This is a genomic window from Bradyrhizobium sp. (assembly GCF_049581145.1).
GTDB lineage: Bacteria > Pseudomonadota > Alphaproteobacteria > Rhizobiales > Xanthobacteraceae > Bradyrhizobium.
The window spans coordinates 1-2,373 of record NZ_JBAURI010000145.1 but is presented as its reverse complement, the minus strand read 5'-3'; the positions used below and the strand labels follow the sequence as shown (position 1 = coordinate 2,373).

The following is a 2,373-nucleotide window of genomic DNA, read 5'->3' as shown; positions in this document are numbered from 1 at the left end:
GCTCGTTCACCATGGCGCGCGTCACCGCCCGCCGGCCGCAGTCGAAGGCAAAGGCAGTCTCAGTCGCATCCAGCGCAGCCTGCATGCTGAAATCGCGGCTGCCGTGGCGCGGCTTGTCGGTGACGATGCCCGGCATCGGCTCTGCCGCAAGCGTGCCGGCGTCGACGACCTCCAGGCTCGATCCCACTTCGCGCGCCAGCACCGATATCGCCGCACCGCCAGAGGCGAAATTGGCCATCATCGCAATCGTCACCTGTTGCGGATAGGCCGACACGCCCTGCGCGGCGATGCCGTGATCGCCAGCGAACACGATGATCGGCGCGCGATCCGCCCGCGGACGATCGGCATGCTGCAAGGACGCCAGGTCGATGGCGAGCGCCTCGAGCCGGCCGAGCGCGCCCGCCGGTTTTGTCAGTTCGTTCTGACGGCGAGATGCCGCCTCGCGATGGACGAGCGATACACCTGGACACTCCTGATAGACCCATTCGGGAAGCATGCGATTTGACCCCTGTTCGGTTATGCCGATATGCGCCTGATGATGTAGCTGTCCATGATCCAGCCATGCCTGGCCCGCGCGTCGGCGCGTGCCGCGACGATCATTGGCCCCACCTCGGCAAGCGCGCCCGACAGGAGGATCTGGTCGGGCATGCCGAGATAGGCGCCCCACCAGATCATCAATCCCTCAGCCGCCAGCGACTGGAACGCCGCGCCACCATCGAGCAGGACGACGATGGTTTCGACCCCGGACGGCCAGCCGCCGTCCCGCAGCCGCCGTCCCGTCGTGACCAGGAAAGGCTCGCCGATCTCGTTGAGCGGAATGGCATGCGCGGCGCAAAGCGCCTGAATCGACATCACTCCCGGAATCACTTCGATGACGGGCATCGGATCAAGCCGGCGCGCGATGCGAAGGCTGGAGTCGTACAGCGACGGATCGCCCCAGATCAGGAGCACCACCCGCCCCGATGTTGCAAGATGATGGTTGATCTCCCTCGACCATGCACCAGCTACCGCTTGGTGCCATGCGTCGACGCCGGCGCGGTAGTCTTCATGGGCAGAATCGCGCCGCGGCAGGTCAAATTCGACGACGCGCGTCGCGCTGTTGGTCAAGACGCGCGCGCAGATGGTCCGACGCAGATCGGCGAGATCGGATTTCTGCTCGCCTTTGCGCGGGATCAGGATCAGGTCTGCGGCATTGATGACGCGGATCGCCTGGAGCGTCAATTGCTCCGGGTCGCCACAGCCGATGCCGATCAGGGACAGAGTGAACACGACGACAATTTCCTGGCCGGAGTGACGACGCGCTGGCCGGGGCGGCTCATGGCTCCTTCCCCGCCAGCGCGCCATAAAGGATCAGCGCGGTCGCGGCGACGCTCTCCTGCGCGAGCCGTTCGGCAAGTTGGCCGATCGTTGCGCGCATGAACGTCTGATCGGCGTGGCCGATGGACTCGGCAAGCAGCGCCGGCGTGTCCGGAGACATCCCCTGCGCGATCAGCCGCGCCGCAAGCGCCGGAAAGGTTCGCTTGCCCATATAGACCGCGGTCGTCGCACTGGGGTCCGCCAGCGCGATCCAGTTGAGGTCCTCCGGCAGCTCGCCGTTGACGTCGGCGCCGGTGATGAACTGGAGGCGGCGGGCGGTATGCCGGCGGGTCAGCGGCAAACCCGAGGCGGCCGCCGCCGCAGAGGCCGCGGTGACGCCGGGAACGATCTCATAGCCGACGCCGGCCGCGCGTAGCGCGTCGAGCTCCTCTTCGAGCCGGCCGAAGATTCCGGCATCGCCCGACTTCAGCCGCACCACGGCTGCACCGGTGCCGGCATAGTCGACCAGGAGCCGGCTGACATGCGCCTGCCGGGCGGACGGCCGCCCGGCGCGCTTGCCGACCGAGACCAGGCGGGCATCCTTGCGGGCATGTTCAAGGATCGGCCCGGAAGCGAGATCGTCGTACAGCACGACATCGGCGGCGCGAAGCCGCGCGGCGGCCTTGAGCGTCAGCAGTTCGGGATCGCCGGGCCCCGCGGAGACGAAGGAAACGAAGCCGCTCATCTGTCCTCCGCGATGAGATGAAAAAACGTGCCGCTGACGCGTCCGCGACGCGAGCCGGTCTCGGCGACATCGATGCCGTTGGCGTCGCGCACCCGGGCGAGCGGCGCATCGGGCTGAGCGATGATCGTGGCATAGTGGAATTCATGGCCGCGCAGCCGCGCGCCTTCGCGATGTCCCGGCAGCTGGGCCGTGAGTTCCGCCAGCCGGTAACCGAGATGCATGCGCCGCGTGGCAAAGCTGGTCTCGAGCCCAAGCAGCCCCGTCATCTCATGTCGGGCGCCATCCGCGTCGACGAGCCCTGCCCCGAGCACCATGTAGCCGCCGCACTCGCC

3 protein-coding genes and 1 pseudogene are annotated in these 2,373 nt (G+C 67.6%); all 4 read right to left on the bottom strand.

The genetic code is table 11. The annotated features are described in order from the left end of the window. Window positions 1-496: nicotinate-nucleotide--dimethylbenzimidazole phosphoribosyltransferase (locus WCB02_RS04795; protein WP_423956691.1), on the bottom strand; the 496-nt coding region annotated here is incomplete at its 3' end. A 20-nt stretch (window positions 497-516) separates the two neighbouring features. Continuing rightward, on the bottom strand, window positions 517-1,269 hold the full coding sequence (gene cobF / locus WCB02_RS04790) for a precorrin-6A synthase (deacetylating) (RefSeq protein ID WP_423956690.1): 753 nt from the start codon (window positions 1,267-1,269) through the stop codon (window positions 517-519). Between the two features lie 46 nt (window positions 1,270-1,315). Next, window positions 1,316-2,041, bottom strand: a complete 726-nt coding sequence (gene cobA, locus WCB02_RS04785) for a uroporphyrinogen-III C-methyltransferase (protein ID WP_423956689.1) — start codon at window positions 2,039-2,041, stop codon at window positions 1,316-1,318. After that, window positions 2,038-2,373, bottom strand: a pseudogene (locus WCB02_RS04780) (cobyrinate a,c-diamide synthase); the annotation flags it as partial. The gene cobA and the pseudogene WCB02_RS04780, both read right to left, overlap by 4 nt.